This is a genomic window from Pseudomonas sp. DSV-1 (assembly GCF_035830915.1).
In the GTDB taxonomy this organism is placed as follows: Bacteria; Pseudomonadota; Gammaproteobacteria; order Pseudomonadales; family Pseudomonadaceae; genus Aquipseudomonas.
The window spans coordinates 3,285,503-3,307,125 of the sequence record NZ_JAYMYG010000001.1 but is presented as its reverse complement, the minus strand read 5'-3'; the positions used below and the strand labels follow the sequence as shown (position 1 = coordinate 3,307,125).

General features: G+C 56.3%; 29 protein-coding genes and 1 tRNA gene. 13 read left to right on the top strand and 17 right to left on the bottom strand.

Going from position 1 to position 21,623, the window contains the following annotated elements; all coding sequences use genetic code 11:
- Positions 1-65: 65 nt before the first annotated feature.
- From VSQ83_RS15480 to VSQ83_RS15470, 3 genes are all read right to left on the bottom strand, one after another.
- Positions 66-623, bottom strand: coding sequence for a Smr/MutS family protein (locus tag VSQ83_RS15480; protein ID WP_133076070.1), 558 nt, complete (start codon positions 621-623; stop codon positions 66-68).
- A 63-nt stretch (positions 624-686) separates the two neighbouring features.
- Positions 687-1,007, bottom strand: coding sequence for a hypothetical protein (locus tag VSQ83_RS15475; RefSeq protein ID WP_219261037.1), 321 nt, complete (start codon positions 1,005-1,007; stop codon positions 687-689).
- A gap of 146 nt (positions 1,008-1,153) precedes the next feature.
- Positions 1,154-1,744, bottom strand: coding sequence for a cysteine hydrolase family protein (locus tag VSQ83_RS15470; RefSeq protein ID WP_133076072.1), 591 nt, complete (start codon positions 1,742-1,744; stop codon positions 1,154-1,156).
- Between the two features lie 273 nt (positions 1,745-2,017).
- Between VSQ83_RS15470 and prmB the strand changes: the two genes are divergently transcribed.
- Positions 2,018-2,926: a 50S ribosomal protein L3 N(5)-glutamine methyltransferase gene (gene prmB, locus VSQ83_RS15465; RefSeq protein WP_326427168.1), complete on the top strand. Its 909-nt coding sequence runs from the start codon at positions 2,018-2,020 to the stop codon at positions 2,924-2,926.
- A gap of 56 nt (positions 2,927-2,982) precedes the next feature.
- Here prmB and VSQ83_RS15460 read toward each other — a convergent pair whose 3' ends face one another.
- Positions 2,983-3,774 carry a hypothetical protein gene (locus VSQ83_RS15460; RefSeq protein WP_326427167.1) on the bottom strand — a complete coding sequence of 264 codons (792 nt, stop codon included), beginning with the start codon at positions 3,772-3,774 and terminating at the stop codon, positions 2,983-2,985.
- A gap of 59 nt (positions 3,775-3,833) precedes the next feature.
- The gene (locus tag VSQ83_RS15455; RefSeq protein ID WP_133076075.1) at positions 3,834-4,838 is read right to left on the bottom strand and encodes an alpha/beta hydrolase; all 1,005 of its coding nucleotides are present in this window, start codon (positions 4,836-4,838) and stop codon (positions 3,834-3,836) included.
- A gap of 193 nt (positions 4,839-5,031) precedes the next feature.
- Between VSQ83_RS15455 and aroC the strand changes: the two genes are divergently transcribed.
- Genes aroC through VSQ83_RS15440 form a run of 3 tightly spaced genes read left to right on the top strand, consistent with a single transcriptional unit; the run spans position 5,032 to position 7,902 of the window.
- The gene (aroC, locus tag VSQ83_RS15450; RefSeq protein WP_019826578.1) at positions 5,032-6,123 is read left to right on the top strand and encodes a chorismate synthase; all 1,092 of its coding nucleotides are present in this window, start codon (positions 5,032-5,034) and stop codon (positions 6,121-6,123) included.
- Positions 6,124-6,157: 34 nt separating this feature from the next.
- Positions 6,158-7,306, top strand: coding sequence for an MFS transporter (locus tag VSQ83_RS15445; protein WP_219261038.1), 1,149 nt, complete (start codon positions 6,158-6,160; stop codon positions 7,304-7,306).
- A 50-nt stretch (positions 7,307-7,356) separates the two neighbouring features.
- On the top strand, positions 7,357-7,902 hold the full coding sequence (locus tag VSQ83_RS15440; protein WP_219261039.1) for a 1,2-dihydroxy-3-keto-5-methylthiopentene dioxygenase: 546 nt from the start codon (positions 7,357-7,359) through the stop codon (positions 7,900-7,902).
- Between the two features lie 65 nt (positions 7,903-7,967).
- On the opposite strand, the gene VSQ83_RS15435 is transcribed toward VSQ83_RS15440, so the two are convergent.
- A complete protein-coding gene (locus VSQ83_RS15435; RefSeq protein ID WP_133076078.1) occupies positions 7,968-8,246 on the bottom strand; it encodes a DUF3509 domain-containing protein in 279 nt (92 codons plus the stop codon).
- 291 nt (positions 8,247-8,537) lie between these two features.
- On the opposite strand from VSQ83_RS15435, the gene VSQ83_RS15430 reads away from it, so the two are divergent.
- The 4 genes from VSQ83_RS15430 (at position 8,538) to VSQ83_RS15415 (ending at position 12,392) form a co-directional block, all read left to right on the top strand.
- Positions 8,538-9,071: an ankyrin repeat domain-containing protein gene (locus tag VSQ83_RS15430; protein ID WP_133076079.1), complete on the top strand. Its 534-nt coding sequence runs from the start codon at positions 8,538-8,540 to the stop codon at positions 9,069-9,071.
- 67 nt (positions 9,072-9,138) lie between these two features.
- Positions 9,139-9,669, top strand: a complete 531-nt coding sequence (locus VSQ83_RS15425; RefSeq protein WP_326427166.1) for a hypothetical protein — start codon at positions 9,139-9,141, stop codon at positions 9,667-9,669.
- Positions 9,670-9,752: 83 nt separating this feature from the next.
- A complete protein-coding gene (locus tag VSQ83_RS15420; RefSeq protein WP_133076081.1) occupies positions 9,753-9,944 on the top strand; it encodes a PLDc N-terminal domain-containing protein in 192 nt (63 codons plus the stop codon).
- A 369-nt stretch (positions 9,945-10,313) separates the two neighbouring features.
- On the top strand, positions 10,314-12,392 hold the full coding sequence (locus VSQ83_RS15415) for an LTA synthase family protein (RefSeq protein WP_326427165.1): 2,079 nt from the start codon (positions 10,314-10,316) through the stop codon (positions 12,390-12,392).
- 56 nt (positions 12,393-12,448) lie between these two features.
- Here the strand turns inward: VSQ83_RS15415 and VSQ83_RS15410 are convergent, their stop codons facing one another.
- Positions 12,449-12,607 carry a DUF3309 family protein gene (locus tag VSQ83_RS15410; RefSeq protein WP_133076084.1) on the bottom strand — a complete coding sequence of 53 codons (159 nt, stop codon included), beginning with the start codon at positions 12,605-12,607 and terminating at the stop codon, positions 12,449-12,451.
- A gap of 201 nt (positions 12,608-12,808) precedes the next feature.
- Here VSQ83_RS15410 and VSQ83_RS15405 point away from each other — a divergent pair, with 201 nt between their 5' ends.
- Both VSQ83_RS15405 and csrA read left to right on the top strand, forming a co-directional pair.
- Positions 12,809-13,141: a YnfA family protein gene (locus tag VSQ83_RS15405; RefSeq protein ID WP_133076085.1), complete on the top strand. Its 333-nt coding sequence runs from the start codon at positions 12,809-12,811 to the stop codon at positions 13,139-13,141.
- Positions 13,142-13,218: 77 nt separating this feature from the next.
- Entirely contained in the window at positions 13,219-13,479 is a 261-nt protein-coding gene (gene csrA, locus VSQ83_RS15400) for a carbon storage regulator CsrA (RefSeq protein WP_442800233.1), read from the top strand.
- Here the strand turns inward: csrA and VSQ83_RS15395 are convergent.
- The 7 genes from VSQ83_RS15395 to VSQ83_RS15365 form a co-directional block, all read right to left on the bottom strand.
- The gene (locus tag VSQ83_RS15395) at positions 13,476-13,703 is read right to left on the bottom strand and encodes a YheU family protein (RefSeq protein WP_016781468.1); all 228 of its coding nucleotides are present in this window, start codon (positions 13,701-13,703) and stop codon (positions 13,476-13,478) included. The two genes, csrA and VSQ83_RS15395, sit on opposite strands and share 4 nt — an antisense overlap.
- A 45-nt stretch (positions 13,704-13,748) precedes the next feature.
- Positions 13,749-14,750 (bottom strand): glycosyl transferase family protein, encoded by a 1,002-nt coding sequence (locus VSQ83_RS15390; protein WP_133076087.1) that lies wholly within the window; start codon positions 14,748-14,750, stop codon positions 13,749-13,751.
- Positions 14,747-15,082, bottom strand: coding sequence for a TusE/DsrC/DsvC family sulfur relay protein (locus tag VSQ83_RS15385; RefSeq protein WP_219261044.1), 336 nt, complete (start codon positions 15,080-15,082; stop codon positions 14,747-14,749). The genes VSQ83_RS15390 and VSQ83_RS15385 overlap by 4 nt, the downstream gene beginning before the upstream one ends.
- Positions 15,079-15,366: a sulfurtransferase complex subunit TusB gene (gene tusB, locus VSQ83_RS15380; protein ID WP_133076089.1), complete on the bottom strand. Its 288-nt coding sequence runs from the start codon at positions 15,364-15,366 to the stop codon at positions 15,079-15,081. The genes VSQ83_RS15385 and tusB overlap by 4 nt, the downstream gene beginning before the upstream one ends.
- The gene (tusC, locus tag VSQ83_RS15375; RefSeq protein WP_219261045.1) at positions 15,366-15,728 is read right to left on the bottom strand and encodes a sulfurtransferase complex subunit TusC; all 363 of its coding nucleotides are present in this window, start codon (positions 15,726-15,728) and stop codon (positions 15,366-15,368) included. Before tusC ends, tusB begins: the two co-directional genes overlap by 1 nt.
- Before the next feature lies 1 nt (position 15,729).
- A complete protein-coding gene (gene tusD, locus VSQ83_RS15370; protein ID WP_133076091.1) occupies positions 15,730-16,122 on the bottom strand; it encodes a sulfurtransferase complex subunit TusD in 393 nt (130 codons plus the stop codon).
- A 110-nt stretch (positions 16,123-16,232) separates the two neighbouring features.
- A complete protein-coding gene (locus VSQ83_RS15365) occupies positions 16,233-16,904 on the bottom strand; it encodes a Bax inhibitor-1/YccA family protein (protein ID WP_326427164.1) in 672 nt (223 codons plus the stop codon).
- Positions 16,905-17,147: 243 nt separating this feature from the next.
- On the opposite strand from VSQ83_RS15365, the gene VSQ83_RS15360 reads away from it, so the two are divergent.
- Positions 17,148-17,238, top strand: a tRNA-Ser gene (locus VSQ83_RS15360).
- Positions 17,239-17,584: 346 nt separating this feature from the next.
- Positions 17,585-17,890, top strand: a complete 306-nt coding sequence (locus VSQ83_RS15355; RefSeq protein WP_326427163.1) for a hypothetical protein — start codon at positions 17,585-17,587, stop codon at positions 17,888-17,890.
- Positions 17,891-18,027: 137 nt separating this feature from the next.
- Here VSQ83_RS15355 and VSQ83_RS15350 read toward each other — a convergent pair whose 3' ends face one another.
- The 3 genes from VSQ83_RS15350 to VSQ83_RS15340 all read right to left on the bottom strand — a co-directional run bounded on the left by VSQ83_RS15350 (position 18,028) and on the right by VSQ83_RS15340 (position 20,512).
- Positions 18,028-18,459, bottom strand: coding sequence for a MaoC family dehydratase (locus tag VSQ83_RS15350; RefSeq protein ID WP_133076094.1), 432 nt, complete (start codon positions 18,457-18,459; stop codon positions 18,028-18,030).
- Positions 18,459-19,124: an acetyltransferase gene (locus tag VSQ83_RS15345; protein WP_326427162.1), complete on the bottom strand. Its 666-nt coding sequence runs from the start codon at positions 19,122-19,124 to the stop codon at positions 18,459-18,461. The genes VSQ83_RS15350 and VSQ83_RS15345 overlap by 1 nt, the downstream gene beginning before the upstream one ends.
- A 536-nt stretch (positions 19,125-19,660) precedes the next feature.
- Positions 19,661-20,512 carry a LysR substrate-binding domain-containing protein gene (locus VSQ83_RS15340; protein WP_326427161.1) on the bottom strand — a complete coding sequence of 284 codons (852 nt, stop codon included), beginning with the start codon at positions 20,510-20,512 and terminating at the stop codon, positions 19,661-19,663.
- Positions 20,513-20,755: 243 nt separating this feature from the next.
- Between VSQ83_RS15340 and VSQ83_RS15335 the strand changes: the two genes are divergently transcribed.
- Positions 20,756-21,598 carry a transporter substrate-binding domain-containing protein gene (locus tag VSQ83_RS15335; protein ID WP_326427160.1) on the top strand — a complete coding sequence of 281 codons (843 nt, stop codon included), beginning with the start codon at positions 20,756-20,758 and terminating at the stop codon, positions 21,596-21,598.
- The last annotated feature ends 25 nt before the right edge of the window (positions 21,599-21,623 follow it).

Genomic DNA, 21,623 nt, shown 5'->3' with positions numbered 1-21,623 from the left:
GTGGATAACTGCTCGACTTGACCGATTTGCCTGAGGCAAGCGGGTTTAAATCCTTGCAGAGCGTGTTATTCGTCTCGACCTTCCATCATGGTGCGCTTGAGCATCACATACACCGCGCCGGCACCGCCATGTTTGGCCTGGCAGGAGCAGAAGCCCAGTACCTGTGAGTGCTGGCGCAGCCAGGTATTGACGTGACTCTTGATCATTGGACGCTTGCCGTCCAGGCGTACGGCCTTGCCGTGGGTGACGCGCACGCAGCGCACTTCAAGCCGGGTAGCTTCGCTGAGGAATTCCCAAAGGGTTTCGCGGGCTTTTTCGACGGTCATGCCATGCAGATCAAGGCTGCCTTCGAAGCTGATCTGGCCCAGCTTGAGCTTGCGCATCTGGCTTTCTTGCACGCCATCACGGGCCCAGCTCAGTTGATCTTCGGGGCCAACATCGATCACGAATTGGTCTGACAGGCCGTCGATGATGGTCGCATTGGTGCGCACAGTGGCTGACTGACGCAGTTTTGCCAGCTGTGCACGGTCAGCTTTGGGTTTGCCGGTGTCCGCCCGATCATGCTTGATCGGTTTAACGCCGCGAATCTCGTTTTTGAACAGGGAAAAATCGTCGTCTTGCATGTCAGCCTCCGTGAAGGGCGGCTAGTTTACCCAAGTCGACGACAATCGGGCGGCGGATGTGCGTCAGTCTTGTTTTTTCATCAGGTGCGGGGCCATGTTCAGGCCCAGTGGCTGGCGCATCAGGCGACGGCGACGACGCCACATCCAGACGCCCAGCCAGCAGACCAGTATGCCAAGCACCAGTACCAGTGTTGCACCCGCCGGGCTGGCATTGAGCTCACCCAGGGCGCCGGGGCGGCCAATCAGGCTGGCGGCACCTGCCACCAGTAACAGCGCGCCCACAAGCGCAATCAGCGCGGCAAACACCAGTACCAGGCGTGAGCGCCAGTCACGGTGTGCCTTGGGGCGTAAGCGTCGAGCATCAAAACCATCGGAGATCTTCATTCCGATCTTTCCTTAAAGGGTATCGGCCCTTCGACAGGGAATTGGGCAGGTTGTTCCTGGGAGGGGGGAAACAGGAAGCTGCGTGCAGGTGGACGGTCTTTATTGATGGGCGGTTGCGCAGGCCGCCCGTCAGAAGCCGATTCAGATCAAATCAGGTTTTTAGTCAGGGTCAGGGTGGCGAAGTTGTCGTTCATGATCGCCATCTCGGCTTTCTGAACCTGCTCTGCGCTGATAATGCCGTCCGGGGTAGGCAAGTCTCGGGTGGCGCAGGCATCTTCGACCAAGGTGCAGCGCAGGCCATAGTCTTTGGCTGCGCGTACGGTGGTGCTGACGCTGGAGTGGCTCATGAAGCCGCAGACGATCACATCCAGGGAACCCAGGTTCTCCAGTGCTTTTTGCAAGCCTGTGTCATTGAAGGCGTTGGGCATGCGTTTTTCGATAATCAGCTCATCGCCCTGGGGTTCAAGGCCTTTGATGAACGCGCCTCGTTCGCCCTGCGGGTCGAACATGCCGCCAACGGTGCCCAGGTGACGGATATGGATCACCGGGCGCTTGGCCTTGCGGGCAGCCTCCAGCAAAAGGGCGATGTTGGCAGTGGCAGCGTCCATGCCGGACAAGGCCAGGGGCCCGTTCAGATATTCGTTTTGCGCATCGATGATCAGCAGGCTGGCATTGCTCAGATTGGCCGCGGCATAACCACGTCCAGTGAGTTGAAACATCGTCTTTAAAGCGGGCATTCGGGGGCTCCTTTGAATGGGGCTTTTGAGACATTCTCCACTGGCGGAGCGTTTATGTGAATGGCCTGTCGTGCAAGCGGTGTGGTTGCTGGCCTGTAGCGATGTCAAGGAGTAACGCAGAAAGGTAAAAATGTACAAATTGGAGCGATTTCAGGTTTTTCATGGACGTGTTCTGACGTTTTAAAACAGCGGGGTGTGTAGACCGGTGGCCTGCCTTTGGCGCGTCGAGGTTTGGCTGTTAGAATCGCCAATCGATTTTGAGGAGTAAGACCATTGATCACTTCCCGCCTGCGCACTTTGCGCGACCATATTCGCTGGGCCGTTAGCCACTTTCATGGGGAAGAGCTGTTCTTTGGTCATGGCACCGACAACGCTTGGGACGAAGCCCGTCAACTGGTGTTGGGTGCACTGAACCTGCCGTGGGAAATCGCGGACAGTTATCTCGATTGCCGCCTTGAAGACGATGAACTGGTCAACCTGCAGCATTTGCTCAAGCGCCGCATCGAAGAGCGGGTACCAACAGCCTATCTGCTGGGCGAAGCGTGGTTCTGCGGGATGTCGTTTATTGTTGATGAGCGCGTACTGATTCCGCGCTCACCCATTGGTGAGCTGATCGAAAAACGTTTTGAGCCGTGGCTGGGGACTGAGCCGGCGCGCATTCTAGATCTGTGCACCGGTTCGGGCTGCATCGGTATTGCGTGTGCCTATGAGTTCCAGAACGCCGAAGTGGTGCTGGCCGACCTGTCGTTTGAAGCCCTTGAAGTGGCTAACCAGAATATTGAGCGTCACGGCGTTGACGAGCGCGTATACACCGTTCAAGGCGATGGCTTTGATGGTTTGCCGGGGCAGCGCTTCGACTTGATCGTGTCCAACCCGCCGTATGTCGATGCTGAAGATTTTGCCGACATGCCTGCCGAGTACCAGCATGAACCGGAGTTGGGCCTGGCTTGCGGCGATGATGGTCTGAACCTGGTACGCCGGATGCTGGCCGAGGCGGCTGACCATCTGACCGAAAAAGGCCTGCTGATTGTTGAAGTGGGCAACAGCCAGGTTCACGTCGAGTCGCTGTACCCGGAAGTCGACTTTGCCTGGCTTGATTTCGAGCGTGGTGGTCACGGAGTGTTCATGCTGACCGCCGAGCAGTGCCGAGAGCATCAGGCGCTGTTCGCTTCGCGGGTTTGATGGCAGGTGAGTAGCAGCTGCCGAGGAACGAAGGCTGCTACGGATTGCGACCTGCTTCAGCGGTGTGTCGCAATCCAGATCAACAAGCCTGCCTGGAACACTGAAAAGGCCACCAGGCAGGTGATGGTAAAACGCAAGCCGGTCTCTTCGCGCCGGTGCCTGCTGAGTTTTTCTTCCTTGTCCCGCAGCTTCACATCTTGCTCCTGCAGGTTCTGCTCAGCCTGCTGGAGCATTTGCGCGGCATCAAGAATCTCCAGGATCTGAAGTTTCTCGACGTTCCAGCTGTCCAGTAATTCGCCTGCCTGTACGTCTTCCAGCCGTGCTTTCAGAAACTGGGCATCGGCATACACCACATCAAACCCGTGCACGCGCAAAAAATGGTCGCGGCGCAGGCGGCTGTCTTCGTTCAGGGCGTCCCTGCTGTGCAGATCGATCCCGTCAATGCGGTACTGAGCCCACCTTTTTTGCACCCATTTTGCAGCTTGAGCCAGTAAGAAGCGGCCTATTCCGCGGTTCAGGGGTTCAATCTGCAGGCCGCGCTCAGGGCTCAAGCGCACGCGGTGAGTCAGGTGGTCGACCCACACATCGAGATGATTTTGCTCCTCGCGTATCCGCTGGCCAGGCAAGGAGACAGCCAGTCGCAGCAGGCTGAGTTCCTTGCTGTTGCGTTCGGCATACCCGAACTGCACAAACCGCAGGGGGCGTGCCCCGGTGCTGCGGTCTGTCTGCAGAGGGGCGAGGCGCAGCATTCTGAAATGCTCGGGCTGCACGTCAGCCCAAGGCAGGGGCGGCGCCTCGGGCGCTGCCGGTGCCTCAGTCCCGGCGGGTTGTGATGGGGTGTCGCTCATAGCGGCTCAATCCTGTGCTAGCCCGAAATGTCAGCAAAGCAAAGGCGGCCGACACCGGTTTATCGGCCGTTATGCGCAGGACTGTAGGGCTGGCCGGCGTTCACTTTCGTGATAAAGCGCACAGTTCGATCGCCCAGCTCTCCCGCCAGACGCTGATTGGGGTCGTTGTAGGACTGTATCTGGCGCTTCATGTCCATTGGCACGATCCGCATGACGTGGTTCATGCCATTGATCAGCGTCAGAACGGCATCGGGCTTGGCTGCCTTGAGCAGGCGCGCATCCTTGACCTCAACCTGGATGTCATGAGTGCCCTGAATGATCAGCGCCGGCATTTTCAGCGCAGCAAAGGCGGTAGCAGGGTTGTAGCGCAGAAGGCTGATCATGTAAGGCTGCACGCTGGGACGGAACACCAGTTGCAGGTCGTCAGGCACGTTATCGTCGGTGCGACCGGCCTCGAGGGTGCTGATCAGCTCGAAGCTGCGTTTGAGCAGTGCCGGTGGCAGATGATTGCGTTGCAATTGTTCGCGCAACAAGACGCCCACCGGACGTCCCGTCCCGGCAATGGAAATCACCCCGGCGGCGCCAATCCTGGGCGCTGCGAGGCTTGCGATCAATGCGCCTTCACTGTGTCCGAGCACAAACACCTTGCCAAAGCGCGGGTCGCTTTTGAGCTTCTCGCCCCAGGCCACCGCGTCGGTGACATATTGATCCAGGTTCAACTGTCGCTCATCAGGCCCGGCAGGCCGGCTTTGGGCAATGCCGCGCTTGTCGAAACGCACGCTGGCGATATTGCTCTGGGCCAGGCGCCATGCCAGCTTTTTCAGGGCATCATTGCGCCCTCCCATGGGGTTGTTGCCGTCGCGGTCGGTCGGGCCGGAACCCGCAATGATCAGCACCACAGGTACGGGCTTGTCGCTCTTGGGCAATACCAGCGAGCCATACAGCGTGCCGGAGCCGGTATCCAGCTCAATGGGCCGCAGCAAGACATTGGAAGGGGGGGCTGCCAGGGCCTGGGAGCCAAAGCCAAGCAAGGTCAGTGCAAAGAAGAGTATTCGCAGCATCATAGCGCCATCATTGTCTAGTGTGCCGGTTGGACAAACCCGGATGAGTAAGGTTCGAGGATGAACTACGGAGGTAGCCTGCGTATACTGGCGCATTTGGTTATCTGGGATCTGTTCAACTTCTGTTGTGGCTGCAACACAACTTGAACCGATTTCGGGCTGAACTTTATCGGCTGATTTTCGCGGAGCGCCCTGCATGTCCGGCAATACCTACGGCAAGCTGTTCACTGTCACCACCGCTGGCGAAAGCCATGGTCCGGCGTTGGTCGCCATTGTTGATGGCTGCCCGCCAGGGCTGGAGCTGTCCCTTGAAGACCTGCAACGTGATCTGGATCGACGCAAGCCCGGCACCAGCCGTCATACCACCCAGCGCCAGGAAGCCGACGAAGTCGAAATCCTTTCCGGGGTGTTTGAAGGTCGCACCACCGGTTGCGCCATCGGCCTATTGATCCGCAACACCGACCAGAAGTCCAAGGACTACTCGGCGATCAAGGATCTGTTTCGTCCGGCCCACGCCGATTACACCTACCACCACAAATACGGCGAGCGGGATTACCGCGGTGGCGGTCGCAGTTCGGCCCGTGAAACGGCGATGCGTGTGGCCGCAGGTGCCATTGCCAAAAAGTACCTGGCAACCCAGGGCATTGTGATTCGCGGCTACATGAGCCAGCTGGGCCCGATCGAAATCCCGTTCAAGACCTGGGACTCGGTTGAAGAAAACGCCTTTTTCAGCCCTGATCCAGACAAAGTGCCGGAGCTTGAGGCCTACATGGATCAACTGCGTCGTGATCAGGACTCGGTCGGTGCCAAAATCACCGTGGTCGCCGAAGGTGTGATTCCGGGTCTGGGCGAGCCGATTTTCGACCGCCTGGACGCTGAATTGGCCCATGCGCTGATGAGCATCAACGCGGTCAAGGGCATCGAGATTGGCGCCGGCTTTGCCAGCGTTGCCCAGCGTGGCACCGAGCACCGCGACGAGATGACTCCCGAAGGCTTCCTCAGCAACAACGCGGGCGGCATTCTGGGCGGGATTTCGTCCGGCCAGCCGATCGTTGCACACTTGGCCCTCAAGCCAACATCGAGCATCACCACCCCGGGCCGCTCGATCGACGTGCATGGCAATCCGGTGGACGTGATCACCAAGGGCCGTCATGACCCGTGTGTAGGCATTCGTGCCACCCCGATTGCCGAAGCCATGATGGCCATCGTGCTGATGGACCACCTGCTGCGTCATCGTGGGCAAAATGCCGACGTGCGTGTAAGCACGCCTGTGCTGGGCCAGCTGTAATGCAAGGGTTGCTGGGCGCCACGGTCTGACGACCGTGGCGACACTTCCTTACTGGCGCCTGTCCGGGTTCTATCTTTTCTATTTCGCCTTGCTCGGCGCGACAGCGCCGTTTCTGGCGCTGTACTTTCATCACCTCGGCTTCTCCAGTGCGCGCATAGGCGAACTGGTGGCCATCCCGATGTTGATGCGCTGCGTGGCCCCCAATCTGTGGGGCTGGCTTGGCGACTACACCGGCCAGCGGCTGTTGATTGTGCGGCTTGGCGCGCTCTGCACCTTGCTCAGCTTTGCCCTGATTTTCGTCAGCCAGAGTTATGCCTGGCTGGCACTGGTGATGGCGCTGCACGCGTTCTTCTGGCACGCCGTATTGCCGCAATTCGAAGTCATCACCTTTGCCCACTTGCGCGAGCAGCCTGAGCGTTACAGCCAGATTCGCCTGTGGGGCTCGATCGGTTTTATCCTCGCGGTGGTGATTCTGGGACGCCTGTTTGAGTGGCTGAGCCTGGATATCTACCCGGTAGCGCTGATCGTGATCATGGGCGGCATTGTGCTGTGCAGCCTGTGGGTACCGAATGCGCAACCTTCCAGTCAGGGGCGTGCAGCCGTCGTGGGCGGCTTTTTAAAGCAATTGTGCAGCCCCGGTGTACTGGCGTTTTATGCCTGTGTCGCGTTGATGCAAATGAGCCACGGGCCGTATTACACCTTCCTCACCCTGCACCTCGAGGACCTGGGTTACAGCCGGGGCGTGATCGGTCTGCTCTGGGCCCTGGGGGTGGTCGCCGAAGTGCTGATGTTTTTGGCCATGCGCCGCATCCTGCTCAAGTTCTCAGTGCGCCGGGTGTTGATGTTCAGTTTCATGCTGGCCGCCGTGCGCTGGCTATTGTTGGGTTCTTTTGCCGAGCACCTGTGGGTATTGCTGCTGGCGCAGCTGCTGCATGCCGCCACTTTCGGCAGTTTTCACGCCTCGGCCATGACCTTTGTACAGCGCAGTTTTGGCCCGGGCCAGCAAGGGCAGGGCCAGGCCTTGTACGCCACCCTGGCCGGGATTGGCGGCGCAGTGGGGGCACTGTATTCCGGTTATAGCTGGAACACCCTGGGTCCCACCTTCACCTTTAGTATGGCAAGCGTCGCAGCCCTGACCGCAGCCGTTATCATTGCCACTCGATTGAAAGAGGACAGGCACTGAGCCTTGCCCGCAACAGCCGAATGCACGCCCAAGCCAAGGAACCCCGTCCCATGAGCAGCCTGTCCGTTTACCACGTATCGAGCCCTGAATTACCCAACAAGGTGCTGACCCACTTTGAAGACATCGTTTCTACACTGGCCGAACAGGGCGTGGTTTTTGATCGCCTGCCAACCACAACACCGATCCGGCCGGGCGCCAGCCAGGACGAAGTGGTCCAGGCCTGCCGTGAGCCGATTGATCGGCTGATGAGCGAACACGGCTGCGCCAGCCTTGACGTTGTCAGCGTCAGCAGCGAACACCCGCAAAAAGCCGAGTTGCGCGCCAGGTTTCTGGACGAGCATCGTCACGGTGCTGATGAAATGCGATTGTTTGTCGCCGGGCGTGGGCTGGTTTCGCTGCACATCGGTGATTATCTCTATGCAGTGCTGTGCGAACGCAGCGATCTGCTCTCGGTGCCTGCCGGCATGGCGCAATGGTTTGATATGGGTGAGCACCCGCACCTTGTAGCCATCAGAATGTTCGGCAATGCCCAGGGCATGGTTGCTCATCCGACGGGAGCAGACATCGCCAGCCATTTCCCGGGCCTTGATGATTAAGGCGACCGAATCGAGCACAGCAAAAAGCCAGCGATCGCTGGCTTTTTTGCATCAGGCATTCGGTATCAGCGGGTGTGGTAGGTCGGCAGGGCGAAGCGGTGCTGGCTTTGCAGCAGCGAAATCGTTGGCAGTTCGCTGGCAGTGCCGGCGAGGTCACGGCGAATGGCGCTGATGGCCCACGTCAATTGTTCTGCGGTATGCAACTGGGCGTAGGAGATCGTGCGCTGGGTCTGTTTTCCATCGCTGTCACACAGGGTCAATAGCACGCCGCCATCCGGGCGGGGTTTGACAGTCACTGTGTGGTTGGAGAACAACGATGCGAATTTTTCCTGGATCAGGCTCATGTGTTTTGCTCCATAGCTCTTGAAGGGCTTCTATGGAGGAGAGGTTGCAGCGATTGTGCCACTATTCTTTTTTTAGAAAATCCTTATAAATCAATAGCTTGTATTTAATGCAAAATGCACTTGTCGTGCATTTTGCATGAAGGGCCATCGTGCATCCTGCATTTTGCCCAGTTGATATGAGCGTCTGAGCGTCGATTGATTGTTTCTATGGTCATCTTGCGAAGAAAAGGGATGACACCTTTGCTCCGTCTCAGGAAACTAGGTTTTTTTGTAGCGAAGGTGGAGCTTTACATGTCAGACAACAAGCCAGCAGATCAAGCCCGGCAGATGAGCCCTGAAGAGGCCGCCGACTTTGCCGAACAGGTGTTCAACAAGGCGCGCGACGGCGATGCTGCGATGCTGGCCGCTCTGTTGAGCAAGGGATTGCCGGCCAACTTGCGCAATCACAAGGGCGATACCTTGCTGATGCTGGCCAGCTATCACGGGCACGTAGAGGCGGTTAAGGTGCTGCTCGAGCACAATGCCGATCCCGAAATCCGCAATGAAAACGGCCAGAGCCCGATTGCCGGTGCTGCGTTCAAGGGTGATCTGCACATGGTCAAAACCCTCGTCGAGGGCGGTGCACAAGTCGAAGGCGCTTCGTTTGATGGCCGGACCGCGTTGATGATGGCCGCCATGTTCAATCGCACCGAGATCATTGATTACCTGATCAGCAAGGGTGCAGATCCCAAGGCCAAGGATGCCAATGGCATCACGGCACTGGATGCGGCCAAGACCATGGGCGCAACCGACGCTGTGGCCAAACTCGAGAAGCTGTCGGGCTGATTGCCCTTGAAGGGCGCAATTGTTATATCCTGCGCGCCCTTAAATTTCCTTGTGACAGGCCTCGCCCATGAAAACCACTCTCGTTGAACTCATCAGCAAAATCAGCTCTGGGTGCATGGGTGACGACGAAATCGCCACAATCGCTGATGAGGCGGCTCAAGCTTACGCTGATCAGGCAGGCTTTCTGGCCGCCAATCCGGACATCAACTACGACGACAGCTTCCCTATCCCGCTGGGCGAGTGGGTGATTGTGGGTAGCTTGCCGGACACGGTGTTGTTCCAGGCAGATACGTACATGGATCTGTTTGCCCAGATCGTAGCCTCGTTTGGCCCGGACGTAGCGTTCAATATCAAGCCCAAGCAGTTGGCCAAGACCGAGCCGCTGACGGCGCTTAACCGGATCCAGATCCAGATGGGCAGCATGAGCGCCGATAAGGGGGGTTATGTGCTGTTGAACCTGAGCCAGCCGCTGGATGACGAGATTCAAGTGGTACTGGTGTATGGCAACGACGTGCCTCGCGTGCTGGAGTTGTGTGCCCAGGCGGGTATCGCGGCAGCGCCCTCGCTCGAAGCCTTGAAGGTTGCCGTGCACGTCTGAAACCATGCCTGTGCAATTAAAAGCGGAACCCTGGCTGCGGGTGACTATCCTATGTGCACACGTACTCACTCAGGAGCGTCATCATGGGTTCAACGTTTAATGGTCTGATCGGTTTGATCATTCTGGCTCTCGATATCTGGGCCATCATCAACGTGCTTAAAAGTGGTGCGGGTACCGGGGCAAAAATCCTCTGGATCTTGCTGATTCTGTTCCTGCCGGTGTTGGGGCTGGTCATTTGGGCCATTGCCGGGCCGCGGGGTAATGTGCGGATTTAAGCTGCTGCGCGATCAATCGGCGGTGCTGACACTCAACGGCGACGCAATGATTGGAAAGGGCCTGATGGCCCTTTCTTGTGTATCAAGATGTGCTTTGAACGAAATTTTCACGGAAACTTTAAGACAATTCGCACGCAAATTTTCGGCTTCACAACGTGTAAACGCCTCTAGTCCGGTGTTTAGCGGTTAGTGTCGGGCCAAATCCTGCGTAAAGAAGAGCGATGTTCCAGTGGAAATCCACGGGTGATCATGCAACATTTGCCCCCCCTATGAGTGACCTCTCTGCCTGTGCCAAAGCGCATGGGTGCCAAGGGCAGGGCAATGCTCAATAAAGCCACTTCAACTTGAACCAATGGGTCCTAAAACGACATGGCAAACCCGGACGCCCCAAGCCAACAACATGCTGCCACGCGTGTGTTGCAACAGACCGTCAAATCGCATCTGGCGTTTACGCTGCTCTGTGCCTTGATCATGATGGTGATGTTCACCCTGCTACGGGTGGCATTGCTGGTTTATAACCGGGAAATGATCCTCGATACCCCGGCCTCGACTTTCCTCGAAGCGTTCGCCAACGGCCTGCGTTTCGACTTGCGCATTGTCGTTTACTTCAGCATTCCACTGCTGTTGGCGCTGCTCAGTGTCAAGGCAATGGCCATGCGCGGGGTGCTGCGCTTCTGGCTGCTCGCTGCCTCCAGCCTGGCACTGTTTTTGGGCCTGATGGAGATGGACTTCTACCGTGAGTTCCATCAACGCCTCAACGGCCTGGTTTTCCAGTACGTCAAGGAAGACCCGAAAACCGTCATGAGCATGTTGTGGTATGGCTTCCCGGTAGTGCGTTACCTGTTGGCCTGGGCCGTAGGCACCGTGATCCTGTACTTCGCATTCCGTGGTGCAGACCGCGTAACCCGTCCAAGTGCTGGCGCAGTTGCCTCAGGCACTTCGCGCACTGTAGCGCCGTGGTATGGCCGTGTTGCCGTGTTCATGGTGCTGCTGCTGGTGTGTGTGGTTGCGGCTCGCGGCACCCTGCGTCAGGGGCCTCCGCTGCGCTGGGGTGATGCCTACACAACGGACTCCAACTTCGCTAACCAGTTGGGTCTCAACGGCTCCCTGTCCCTGATTGCTGCTGCCAAAAGCCGCTTCGGTGACGATCGCACCAATATCTGGAAGGCCACGCTGGAAGAGCCTGTGGCTCAGCAGACCGTGCGCGACATGCTGCTGACCGAACACGACAAGCTGGTCGATCCGGATACGGCCCCTGTGCGCCGTGACACCACGCCGCCTGCGGAAAAAACCCTGCCGATCAAGAACGTTGTTGTGATCCTGATGGAAAGCTTCGCCGGACACTCGGTGGGTGCGCTGGGTCGCCCGGGCAATATCACGCCTTACTTCGACAACCTGTCCAAGGAAGGCTTGCTGTTTGAGCGCTTCTTCTCCAACGGTACCCATACCCATCAGGGCATGTTCGCCACTATGGCCTGCTTCCCGAACCTGCCGGGTTTTGAATACCTGATGCAAACCCCGGAAGGTAGCCACAAGTTGTCCGGCCTGCCGGAATTGCTGAGTGCCCGCAAGTTCGATGATGTGTATGTCTACAACGGTGATTTTGCCTGGGACAACCAGTCGGGCTTCTTCAGCAACCAGGGCATGACTACTTTTGTGGGTCGTAACGATTTCGTTAACCCTGTGTTCTCGGACCCTACCTGGGGCGTATCTGACCAGGACATGTTCAACCGTGGCCTCGAAGAGCTGAAAAAGCGTGAAGGTAAAGAACCTTTCTATGCGCTGCTGCAAACCCTGTCCAACCACACGCCGTATGCCTTGCCTACGCCGTTGCCGGTTGAACCGGTGACTGATCGTGGTTCGCTCAACGAGCATTTGACGGCGATGCGTTACTCCGACTGGGCGTTGGGGCAGTTCTTCGAAAAAGCGCGTAAAGAGCCGTACTTCAAGGAAACCCTGTTTGTCGTGGTCGGCGACCACGGGTTCGGCAACGAACAGCAAATTTCCGAGATGGACCTTGGGCGTTTTAACGTGCCATTGCTGCTGATCGGGCCTGGTATTCAGGAGAAGTTCGGTGCCCGAAATGACACTGTGGGGACTCAGGTCGATATCGTGCCGACTATCATGGGTCGTCTGGGTGGCGAGTTCCGTCAGCAATGCTGGGGCCGTGACCTGCTGACCCTGCCAGAAGGCGACAAGGGCAGCGGTGTGATCAAGCCGTCCGGCAGTGACCAGACCGTGGCGATCATCAGTGACGACTACTTGCTGGTTCAACCCAAGGATATGCCGGCCAAGGTTTGGCAGTACAAATTGGGCGCCAATGCTGATGCAAAAGTGGTAACCGATTCGCCTGAAGCGACCGAGCTTAAGACAAAGCTCGAATCCTTCCTGCAAACCGCTACCAAAAGCCTGCTGGATAACACCGCAGGCGTGGCTGATCCCAAGTAATCAGCCCGATAAATAAAAAGAGGCCTCAGGGCCTCTTTTTTATTGCGCTGCAGACGTCAGATCTTGCCGAGCAGGAGCAATATCAACAGCACTACCAGCACGGTCCCGATAATGCCCGAGGGGCCGTATCCCCAGCTTTTTGAGTGCGGGAACACCGGCAGTCCGCCGACTAACAGCAAAATAAGAACGATCAGAAGAATTGTGGTCATGAATATTTCCTTCTTTTTTGTGTTGCGCCGATAGGCAGTTTTTTGGGGCGCCGCTTGAGATACAGGGGGGGGCAGTGCTTATAAAATCCGACTCGAGCGCAAGGTAAATAATTCAATTTTTATTCAGGGCGGTCTTAAAAGACTTCGACCTTGATCACCAGCAGACCCGCAGGTAGGGTGGCGCGCTGCATATCTGGAGACACGCGCATGCTCAACTACGTATGGTTTTTTTTGGCAGCCCTGTTTGAAATTGCAGGTTGCTATGGATTTTGGATGTGGTTGCGCCAGGGCAAAAGCCCATGGTGGGCGTTGCCGGCGATCGTGAGTCTGGTGTTGTTTGCCTTGCTGCTGACCAAGGTCGAAGCGGCTTATGCCGGGCGTGCCTATGCCGCCTATGGCGGGATTTACATTGTGACGTCCATTGCCTGGCTGGCGGTCGTTGAGCGCATTCGACCACTGGGTTCAGACTGGATTGGGGTAGGGTTGTGTGTGATTGGCGCCACCATCATCTTGCTGGGACCGCGCTTTTCAAGCCCTTAAAGCCTTGTTCGACCGTTAGTCTGTAGGAGGTATCCGAGGAAGTAGTAGGCGTGCGCTGAATTCATTTGTAGGGATTGATGGGTAGTTTTACGCAGTGCAGTCTTTATGCCTACTCAGATCCTAGGATGACAGCCATGCAGATACTTAGTCGTGCCGCAAGCGAGCGTATTTCAATCGGATCAGAAATAACGCTGTGCGTTATTGCCGTAAACGGTACAAGCGTGCGCCTGGGGGTCGAGGCCCCCAGGGACATCAGTGTTCATCGCGATGAAATCTATAAGCGGATACGAGACCGCAATGCTGGGCGCCTTGCCAGCGGCGAACTTGCAAAGGATTAATCAAAGAACTCTTTTGGCACTGCGTGCTTGGGCATCAGCTGGCACTGTTGGCTTTCAAGGTCGAAAAAAATAACCGCTTGCCCTTTGCTCAGCGCATGTCGGACACGCAGCACGCGGGTTTCCTGAGGGGTGTCATCGCCGTTGTCAGTGCCATCACGGCTTACGAAATCTTCGATCAGGCGGGTGAGGGTGTCGGGTTCAAGTTGGTCGTAGGGAATGAGCATGGTGTGGTCTCGCAAAAAGGCAGAGTCGGGTGGCCAGCAACAGGTTTAGATCGATGTGTCACGATTGTCCCAATAGCGCTGTGCCAGCTCAAAGGCTTGCTCCCGGGGGGTGCCCAGCCCTCGCAATGCAAGGGCCATCGTCGACAACAGGGCCAATTGGGGGTAGCTGTCTTCGACTTCGCCACGCCAAAGCGCCTTGAGATGTTCCGGCTCCAGCGATGGGGGTTTGACATGGCGTTGTGACGACAAGGCGGGCCACTCTTCATCCCAGCTCACGCCTGCCGTTGTGCCGTAAAGATGGCTTGATGTGTCGGGATTGATTTCGACTTCGCCGCCATCACCCTTGATCACGATGCTGGTGTCTCCCAGCAAGCCACTGGCTTCTCGGTGCACGCTTTGATAGCCCGGATGGAAGATGCTTTGCAGGCCGCAGCGGGCACTCAGGGGGTTGAGAATGCGTGCAAGGGAGTGGATCGGCGAGCGCAGGCCCAGAGTGTTGCGCAGGTCTATCATGCGCTGCAATTGCGGCGCCCAGTCCTGCAGCGGCATAAACGCCGGATTGCCTGTGTCCAGCGCTTCATTGACGCTCTGCCAGTTGCGGCACAGCGGGATGCCAAGCACCTCAAGCAGCTGCTCACTGTACATTCGGCCCGCCGTATGAGCGCCTCCGCCATGCATGAAGATACGTACGCCGTTCTGGGCCAGGCACTTGGCGGCCAGCAGATACCAAGGCAAGTGGCGCTTTTTGCCTGCATAAGTCGGCCAGTCGATGTCGACCTTGATCGCGGGTGCTGCCAGGCGGTCTCTGACGGCTTCGGTGAAACCTGCCATTTCTTCTGAGCTTTCTTCCTTGTGCCGCAATAACATCAGAAAGGCCCCCAGCTGGGTGTCTTCTGCCTTGTCGTCGAGCAGCATGCCCATTGCCTCGCGAGCTTCTTCGCGGGTCAGGTTGCGGGCACCCCGTTTACCTTTGCCCAGGATGCGTACAAATTGAGCAAACGGGTGTTCGGCCGGAGTTTCGAGAGTCAGCGCAGCGGGAGTGTTCATAGGCAATTGGTCGGCTTGGGCAGGCCCGCCAGCTTGGCGGCGAGTTTGGCTGGGGTGCCATTAAACAGTCGGTTGAGGTGCAAGCTGTTGCCTTTGTCGGGCCCCAGTTTCAGAGCGGTGTACTTGATCAGTGGGCGCGTGGCAGGAGACAGCTGGAACTCTTGATAGAAGCTGCGCAACAACTCAAGGATTTCCCAGTGTTCGGGGCTTAGCTCGATGCCCGTTTGTACGGCCAGTGCCTGGGCGACTTCGGCAGACCAATCGTTGAGGTCCAGCAGGTAGCCGTCCTTGTCCAGTTCGATGCTTTTGCCGCTGAGAGTAAGCACATTCATAGCCAGGTGTTGACCTTGTCATAACGAATCGACAGCTCGACGAAGGCTGGGTAATCAACACCCGTTGCCCATGTCGGGCATTTGAGGTTGCGCACCTGCAAGTCCTCTTCAAGGATAAAAACGGTTTTTTCTTCCAGGGATGTGAGGGCGCTGCCTTGTAGCTGCAGGGCGTATACCCCGTCGCCGCAAAGCAGCACGGCATCTTCACTGCCCAGCAAGCGCAGGCAGCTGCCCAGGCGGGTGTCTGAAAAAGGTGAGTGGCTCACAACGTGTAGGGTCGACATCAGAGGGTGATCACTTGGTCATAACGGTCAATGACTGCACGCACTTCATCTGCTGACAGTGGCTGTACGTCAGCGACTGCAAGCCCTGCAGGCGAGATTCCACGCTCGTCAAGGCTGTGGCGGCAAGCATACAAATCCTCAACGCCAAACATGGCCAGGGCTTGCAGGTTGGCGGTGAGGTTTTTTTGTTGAAGGGCGCCGGCGTTTTGTTCTGGAGCGAGCTGGAAAGTACCGTCATCCATAAACAGCAGGCCAATAGGCAAGTCAAATGCACCGCCCGCCAGAACGATGTCCAGTGCTTCTTTTGCCCCCGGGCCAGACCACGGAGCCTGGCGGCTGATAATCAACAGTGACTTGGGCATTTCAAGGCCCTCCGAAGCAGATCAGTCGATCGGCAGATTGAATGGCATCGTGTAATTGCCCCAGTCCGGACAATTCCCACGGTGCTTTCAGGTTGACCCCCGGGCGCTGATAGCGCGTTGCTTCGTCTTCATTCAGTACGCCCCGGCGCAAGGCTGCGGCAATACACACCACGCCATCGAGCTGATGCTGACTGACGAAGGTCGCCCATTGTTGTGCGATGTCCTGTTCGTCCTGGGGCGTCACGATATTGCTCGAAGCACTGTGAACACCGTCTTGATAAAAGAACAGCCGGACAATTTCATGGCCGCCCGCCAGTGCTGCCTGGGCAAAACGCAGGGCACGACGGGAGGAGGGTGCATGGGCTGCCGAATAAAGGGCAATGGCAAATTTCATGGTGGGCTCTGTCAGCAAATCTGCGGTAATGATAAAGCCAGATGCCCAAAGATGCTTGCAGCAGACAACAAAAAGCCCGCCGAAGCGGGCTTTTGTGTAGCGGTTGTTGATCAGTCGTCGCGGCTCATGATGCCGAAAATTTGCAGCAGGCTGATGAACAGGTTGTAGATCGAAACATACAGGCTGATGGTCGCCACGATGTAGTTGCGCTCGCCGCCATGAATGATGGCGCTGGTCTGGAACAGGATGCAGACCGAAGAGAACAATACAAAACCTGCGCTGATCGCCAGTTGCAGGCCGCTGACCTGGAAGAAGAAGCTGGCCAGCGTCGCGCCCAGCAGAACAAAGAAGCCGGCAGTGATGAAGCCGCCCAGGAAGCTCATGTCCTTGCGGGTGATCAGCACGTAGGCTGACAGGCCACCAAATACCAGAGCAGTCATTGCAAATGCCGAGCTTACTACTTCAGCGCCGCCCTGCATGCCCAGGTAGCGGTTGAGAATCGGGCCCAGCAGGAATCCCATGAAACCGGTCAGGGCAAAGGCGGACACCAGGCCCCATGCCGAATCACGCAGCTTGTTCGTCAAGAAGAACAGGCCGTAGAAACCGATGAGTACAACAAAAATATTTGGGTAGCCGACTCGCATCTGCTGCGAGACGTAAGCCATTACACCGCTGAAAGCCAGGGTAAGAGCCAGCAAGCCGTACGTGTTGCGCAGGACGCGGCTAACCTCTAGCTGCTCGGCCTGCACGCTGTTATTAACTGCGTAATCCTGTTCGCGCATGGCGATACTCCTGTGGTTAGAAATGTTAAGTAGCAAAGATCATAGCAGAGGCTCTGAAACAAGGGATCAAGAGAGTTTGACAACGTGTTTCATTCAGGTATTATGGCGCCCGAAACAACGGTAGGGGGTAGGGCTGATTGCTTTAAAGCAGCAGTCTTGAAAGTCGTAGACTGTAACAGGTTCATGATTTTTTTATCCCGGGTGCTTTCCAATAGCACGCTGGCGGTGATTCATTTGAAGTACGGGAAATTGGCAGAGTGGTTGAATGCACCGGTCTTGAAAACCGGCGAACGTTAATAGCGTTCCCAGGGTTCGAATCCCTGGTTTCCCGCCAAAATTCATACGAAAGCCTCGCGAAAGCGGGGCTTTTGTGTTTCTGGGGTTTGGAGGCGGCCGAGGCAAAGCTTTACATTGCTTTCGCATTATTTCGGGCGGTTTGCGCAACTCCGACAGATTCGTGATCAGCAAGTTGTGTTTTCCGGTATTGGAAAACATGCCCGATGGCTGGTGCTGGGCGTTGATTTTCAACTGACAAAAATCGGCATTGCCTTCTTTACACCGCTCGGTACGTTGGTCGATTGCTACGCCGGTAGCGCATGGCCTGAGCGCTTCAGTGCCGCAGAACTGGCCGGCCGCCGCAAGAAAACCTGCACCATCAACGAGTGGGATTCGCAGTACCAATGCCACTCGAAACCCGTGACGGAGGTTTGTATGGGGCCGGAACGCATCATCCCCTGCAACGTGCAGCCCCCCCCCTGCGCCACGCCAATAACGCGGTGGCTATGTTCCTGGGCTCAACGCAAAATGTCGGCACGGTATCCTGTTGGGGCTGTTCGCTGGGCAAGATCAAATCAGACGCCATTCTTTCGCCGACTCGTAATCAGCGTGCTTTCGTTCTGAATATCACGGTGATTGGGTGGGTGGTGGCGGGGAGTATTTTGTTGGCCTGGCGGGTACAACAAGTTCTGATAACGCGGGCACTGTAATTGTTGCCATGGACGGTGCTCGCTGGAAACTTGTAGCTCACGGTATTATCGATGTTAAACAGTTGGCGCTAGGCCTGATGTTGCTGTTGTAGTTGGCACAGTTCGAGCCAACTTCCCCCGCGTATGCGGGGGGTAGGCTACTTTTTTGGGATGTAGATTTCTGCCGATCCGGTAATTACTTTTTTCCCCTCCACTCTACAAGTGGTATTGAAGAAAAGACGATGTTTTACCAGGTCAACTTTAGTCACTTCAACCTCAGCCGTCACGGTGTCATCGATGTAAACAGGCTTAATAAATTTAAGGTTCTGGGATACGTAAACACAACCTGGTCCAGGTATTCGTGTTCCAAACAGCGCCGAGAAAAATCCGGCAGACATCAAGCCGTGAGCGATGCGCTTCCCGAAACGTGATTCAGCAGCATAGGCGCTATCAATATGTACAGGATTGTGATCGCCGCTGATTCTGGCAAAGTCCCTGATATCTGAGTCGCATATTTTTTGGGAGTAACTGGCTTTCATCCCAACTTTAATTTCTTCAATAGGCACTGAGGTAAGGGTAGGGTGATCCATCAGCTGCCAAGACCTTTGCGAAGTGGTTTTGCGGGGTTTCCAACCACCACGGATCCTGCGGCCACGCTTTTAGTCACCACTGCGCCCATGCCTACAATAGCCCCTTCGCCAATCACAATGGGTCTGTCTGGGGTGCCTTGCTTGATAATGGCGCCGGTCCCGATATAGGCGTGGTCTTCGATCGTTACATTGCCGTTGCACTTGACACCGGGAGCGAATGTTACGAAGTCGCCGATCACGCAATCATGTGCAACATAGGAGTAGATGTTTGCATGGAAGTATTTTCCAATTTTTACATTGGAAGTAATTGTCGTGAAAGGGCATAGAATTGACCCTTCGCTTATCATACTTCCTTCATACGTCACACTGTGGCTGATCGATGAAATAGAGAATGGCTTTGCACCGGACGAGATCATGTCTTGTGCAATGGTCTCTCGCACATTGCTGTTGCCAATTGCGATGTTGAAAAATTTGTTGGTGCCTGTAATGGTTTTAAACTCAGATGAAGTAATTACTTCTGTGCCGTTAATCTCTTTGGCGTTAATGCCATCATCTACAAATATAATTCGGTATGGGCTTTCGCTAAACATGCCAACTCGTTCTTTTACAAGTGGCAAGACTTCTCGGCCAAAACCTCCGGCCCCAATAATTGCATAAATATCCATATTCACTCCTTTTTAGATAGGCTGGTCTTTATGTGTTTGTCAATTAATATCATACATGAAAAGTCTTAAATAAATTTAGGGTTGGTCTGTTTTTGCTGTTTTTGAAGTTTTGGCGCCCCATGCTGCAGGTTGCGAGTGGTGACTCATTGGGTATGTAGGGGTGAAGAAATGAAGGTTTATTCGTTCGGCAGGACGCCGGGAGAGGGGCAGAATCATTTCTGCAACTCAATATGCACCCCTGATCTGCGCGGGTTTCAGGCCAGTCATAAATGCTAAGATGCGGAAACGATCAATGTCAAACTCATTGTTTTTCTGGGAAGCTCGCCAGTCTTGAAAGTCGACGAACGTTAATAGCGTTCCCAGGGTTCGAATCCCTGGTTTTCCGCCAAGATTCGATAAAAAAGGGCATACGCTAACGCGGTGCCCTTTTTTGTGCCTTCGTTTTAGTGAGCCTGATCCATTATCAAGGGGCCGCCACGCCGTTGCCCCTTGCTTCGTTCGTGCTGACTGACCTGTGCCGCAGGCTTCAGCGGCACTCAGTGCCCGCGGTGGCTGCGAATCAACTCATAGGCCCGACGAACCGGGGGGTTCAGGGTGTTGGGCCGAATCCACAGGTAGTAGGTGACGTCCGGCAGGCGAGGCAAACCATCGCTTTCACCCAGCACCCGCATATCCGGGCCCAGCATTTCCATGCTTCTGGCAGTGACGCCAAGGCCTGCACGTGTTGCCGCCTTGATGCCGATCAGGTTCGATGCCAGGTAAGCCTGGCGCCACGCAATGTTGGCGCTCTCCAGTGCCTCAAGGGCATATCGTCGATAGATGCTGGGCTCATCCACCAGAATCAACGGTATCGGCTCCCCGGGGGTGTGAAGGTACTGCGCGGAGCAAATCCACCATACAGGTGAGGTGCGCAGGGCAAAGCCTTCCAGGTTCGGGTCTTCGCGAGTGGAAATCACCATGTCCACCTTGCCCCGGTGCAGGTCGTCCATCAGGAAAGGGCTTCTGCCGACGTCGATTTCCAGGCGCAAACGCGGCGCCGAGCGCGCGATGTGGCTCAGGATGGGGGGCAGGATGGTGTCCGCGATGTCATGGGGTGAGCCAATGCGCAGCACGCCGCTCAAGCTGCTTTCGCGCAAGGAATTCAGCGCGTCATTGTTGAGCGAGAGCATCTGTCTGGCATGGCGCAGCAACTGCTGTCCGGCTTCCGTGAGCTGTTTTTGTCGGCCGCGCTTTTCAAACAGGCTAACCCCGACCTGTTGCTCCAGGCGTTGCATGTGCTGAGTGACCGACGATTGTGTACGGGCCAGTTGCACGCCGGCCTCGGCAAAGCTGTGGTGGTCGACCACGGCAATGAAGGTGCGCAGTAACTCGAGATCCAGGGTCGACATGGAGGCTTTTTTATATCAGGAGTGAGAACCTAAACATTACATATTTTTATGTGTTTGCGCGAAGTTATTTCTTTGAATACTCACATTTGCCCGTAAATACAGGCTTATAAGCATTTATCTAAAAATTGAAACCGGCTCAGTTATAACGATATTAGATATTTGTATTTCCGTTACCTCCGTGCTGTACGCAGGATGTCCACTTATTGGATCGGGCTTTTCCCGGTCATTCATGAGGGGAAATCCATGTTGCTTGAGCGCGCGCCTAAAAGACGTCTATTGCCTGTACTGTTGGGCGCCCTGGTCTCATTGGCGGCCAGCACTGCTGTCCAGGCTGACGCGACACTGGACAAGATCGAGCAGCGTCATGTGTTGGCCGTTGGCGTGCTGCTGTCAGGTGGCCCCTTTGGCGGTATAGACCCGAGCACTCAGAAGCCGCGCGGCTTGAACGTTGAACTCGCTCAGGAACTGGGTCGGCAGTTGAATGTTGAAGTGCAACTGGTGCCGGTATTACCTGCCAACCGTGTGCAATTTCTACAGCAGGGCAAAGTGGACTTGCTGATCGCCAACATGGAATGGACGCCAGAGCGCGGCGAAATCCTCGGGTTTGTACCGACACCGTTTTACCGGGTTGGCGGTACCGCCGCGGTGCTCAAGGACAGCAAGATCACTCGTTGGGAAGACCTGAAGGGGCAACCCGTCTGCACCTCTCAAGGCAGCAGCTACATCAAGCCGCTGACCGAGTTGGGCGTTGAGTTGAAGGCGTTCAAAAGTTCATCCGAATCCTTGTTGGCACTGCGTGGCAGTAACTGCGTTGCGGCGGTACATGACGCCACACTGATCAATCCGTTAATCGCCGACAACCCCGAATGGCAAGGCTATCGTGCCCTAAGTCCGGAGCTCAACCCGGCACCGTCCGTGATCTGGACGCGTCGTGGTGAAAGCGACACCCAGGCCAGGCTTGAGCCGATCGTCAAGGAGCTGCACCGCAGCGGCTGGCTGATCGAAGCCCAGACCCGCAATCACATCACTCCCGCGTCACCTGCACTGGTCGAATTGCAAAAGCAGTTCCAGGGCGACGGCGCCTGATTCCCCTCCATCGTATTTAACAGGT